General features: G+C 33.2%; 3 protein-coding genes and 2 pseudogenes. 1 reads left to right on the top strand and 4 read right to left on the bottom strand.

From position 1 onward, the window contains the following. Positions 1–211 (bottom strand): MerR family transcriptional regulator (locus B371_RS0100675; RefSeq protein WP_026022938.1); only part of this gene is annotated, 211 nt, incomplete at its 3' end. A gap of 235 nt (positions 212–446) precedes the next feature. Here B371_RS0100675 and B371_RS24370 point away from each other — a divergent pair. Then, positions 447–629: pseudogene (locus B371_RS24370) on the top strand (hypothetical protein); the annotation flags it as partial. A gap of 1,016 nt (positions 630–1,645) precedes the next feature. Here the strand turns inward: B371_RS24370 and B371_RS23235 are convergent. The 3 genes and pseudogenes from B371_RS23235 to B371_RS20985 all read right to left on the bottom strand — a co-directional run. Continuing rightward, positions 1,646–1,801: a hypothetical protein gene (locus B371_RS23235; RefSeq protein ID WP_019412424.1), complete on the bottom strand. Its 156-nt coding sequence runs from the start codon at positions 1,799–1,801 to the stop codon at positions 1,646–1,648. An 83-nt stretch (positions 1,802–1,884) separates the two neighbouring features. Beyond that, positions 1,885–2,064 carry a hypothetical protein gene (locus B371_RS0100665; RefSeq protein WP_019412423.1) on the bottom strand — a complete coding sequence of 60 codons (180 nt, stop codon included), beginning with the start codon at positions 2,062–2,064 and terminating at the stop codon, positions 1,885–1,887. Between the two features lie 27 nt (positions 2,065–2,091). After that, a pseudogene (locus B371_RS20985) lies at positions 2,092–2,338 on the bottom strand (TVP38/TMEM64 family protein); the annotation flags it as partial.

The following is a 2,338-nucleotide window of genomic DNA, read 5'->3' as shown; positions in this document are numbered from 1 at the left end:
TACCAAGTAATTTATAAATTTCATTTAAAGAAAAGCCTAGCTCCTGCATTCGTTTAATAAACCCAACACGCTTAACCGTCTCTTCTGGATAAATTCGATAGCCTGCATCAGTTCTGGATGGTTCCTGTAATAAACTCTTCCTTTCGTAATATCTAATGGTTTCTTTATTTACCCCACATTTATCTGCAAACTCACTAATACGGTAACTCACATGATTCACCTCCCTCATAATTGTAATCCATGTACTATAGTACACGGTCAAGTTAAACTTATAATTATTATCATCATAAACAACCATTTTTGGTTTTAATATAGAGAACTTTTCTAAAAACATCAAAAACCACATAAATTAATAATTAAAAATATAACCAAAAACTACTACCAATATAAATCTTTCTATTACCTCTTTTTGGTATAGTTAGGGTATTAAAAAGGGGGCGATTCTAAGAGGTGATGGTAAAAGTTATATTTATAATCCGAAATACGCTCAAATGTCGGTAACGATATTAAGAACGTATTACAAGTTTTGTAAAGCCACGATTAAAGAAACACCCTCGCAACAACTAGGTATCTCTAACTGTATTCGTGGGAAGATGTTATTTATAAACTTTTTAATCAAAAACGGATAGGCGTTTTCTTATAAATCCATATATTGTTTAATGAATTGAAGAAAGTAAATATTTATTAAATATAAAGTTTCAACTTCTCCCCTATGTTTCGGTTCATTTCTACTGTGAAGTACCCAGTTTCGATTTTACAAATAAGCGATTTAAATAATAAACTACCTGAATAATAATCCTTTGAAACGCTTTCTAACTCTTAAATAACGGAGGAAGATCAATCCAATATCCTGCGTCATAAAATTAAAATCGGCTGGCCAATTTATTGGGGAAAATTCAACAAATGAGCTTAACCAAGAAGACCTTGTAACGTTAAATAAAGAATTGGCAGAATTTATTGAAATACTGTATGGTGCAAGTTAAAATGAAAATATTGGAAGGTATTGTGACCATTCTACAATTTAATCTAACATCACATCTTCTAAAGGCCAAAAAAAGAAATAACTGCTCAACTTTCGCACCTTATAAGTCGACTTTGAATCATTACTAATAAGCTTTGTACCTTCTTTATTCTTTAGACATTTTATTTAAGAATTGAGAAAACGCCTCATTCTTTAGAATAGTTGAACAGTGGATTTATTGAATACCATTACCATAATGAAGAGGTCCTCCTCTAAGCTAAAGAGAAATCAACTACTTTCAAGCGTTTTTCGGGAATTAAAGTGATATAACAATAAAATACAGTAATTCAGCTAAGGGTTATAAACGGGGATTCCTTCCATGCATACGTAAAGATGATTCCCACCCAAAAGGATCGTTAATCAATATAGGGAAATCTACCATGTCTTCTATTAACCCTAAAGAGGGAAGAATTCTTGAAATCCATTTACTTTGCATAAATAAAAGGACCATTAAGTATGCACAGACTAGATGCGGAATGGTTTGAATAAAACAGTGCTAGATACGCATTAAGCTGAAACTCCTATTGCCTAGTTGTTGGAAAATAACCAAAATTGTGTAATAAATCGTCAAAAAGTCCTCAGGAGGACAATCACCGTTATTATTGGTAGGACCAATAATATGGTTTAATTTTTTGCCACATGTTCCATCCAACCTTTTTCAATCATATTTACATAGGCTGCTGGGATTTCAGGAAGACGGTGATTAGTTAATACATCAGTTAGAAAAGTAGCAGAACCTAAGTCTACTTCAGATACTCGCTGCTGATCTTCTTTTATCATTTTATTTAAATCAATTAAGCTCTTCCATAGATTTTGGCGGATTTTTCACTTTATCCTGATTATATACAAATACAAACTGCGCTTTACCCAAGGGAGCTTCCAACCCGTTGATATCTTCTCCAAAGCTTCGTTAATATCTGGGGAATCTTTTTCAACAAACTGATTATAATTAGGTAACTGACCGATAAAATAACCCCAGTACCTGCAGCAACCGTTAAACCACCTGCTCCACCACCGATAACAATTAAATCATATTGTTTCATTTTGAATCCCCCTTTTCTATACCTCAATTACTTTTCTCTAATTATGTCCATATCCGATTTTTTACTCCAACGATTACGCACTAAAATTGGAATGATTGTCAATACTACAAACACGAATACCGCAGCAATTATAATTTTGGGATTTCCACTAATAAAGCTACTCCCAAGAAAGTTGTAGGCAAATGTTCCAGGGATAATCCCAATCGAAGTCCCAAAAAAGAAGGAGGAAATACGAACCTTTGATATACCAGCCCAAGCGTGTTGATTATCCACA

The organism is Paenisporosarcina sp. TG20 (assembly GCF_000286315.1).
In the GTDB taxonomy this organism is placed as follows: Bacteria; Bacillota; Bacilli; order Bacillales_A; family Planococcaceae; genus Paenisporosarcina.
Note: the sequence above shows the minus strand (reverse complement) of the source record. Positions and strands in the feature narration are given on the sequence as shown.

What these genes read in the sequence shown, in the direction of transcription:
- B371_RS0100665 (WP_019412423.1), bottom strand. Translation starts at nt 2,064, where the DNA reads ATGAAACAATATGATTTAATTGTTATCGGTGGTGGAGCAGGTGGTTTA.
- B371_RS23235 (WP_019412424.1), bottom strand. Translation starts at nt 1,801, where the DNA reads ATGATAAAAGAAGATCAGCAGCGAGTATCTGAAGTAGACTTAGGTTCT.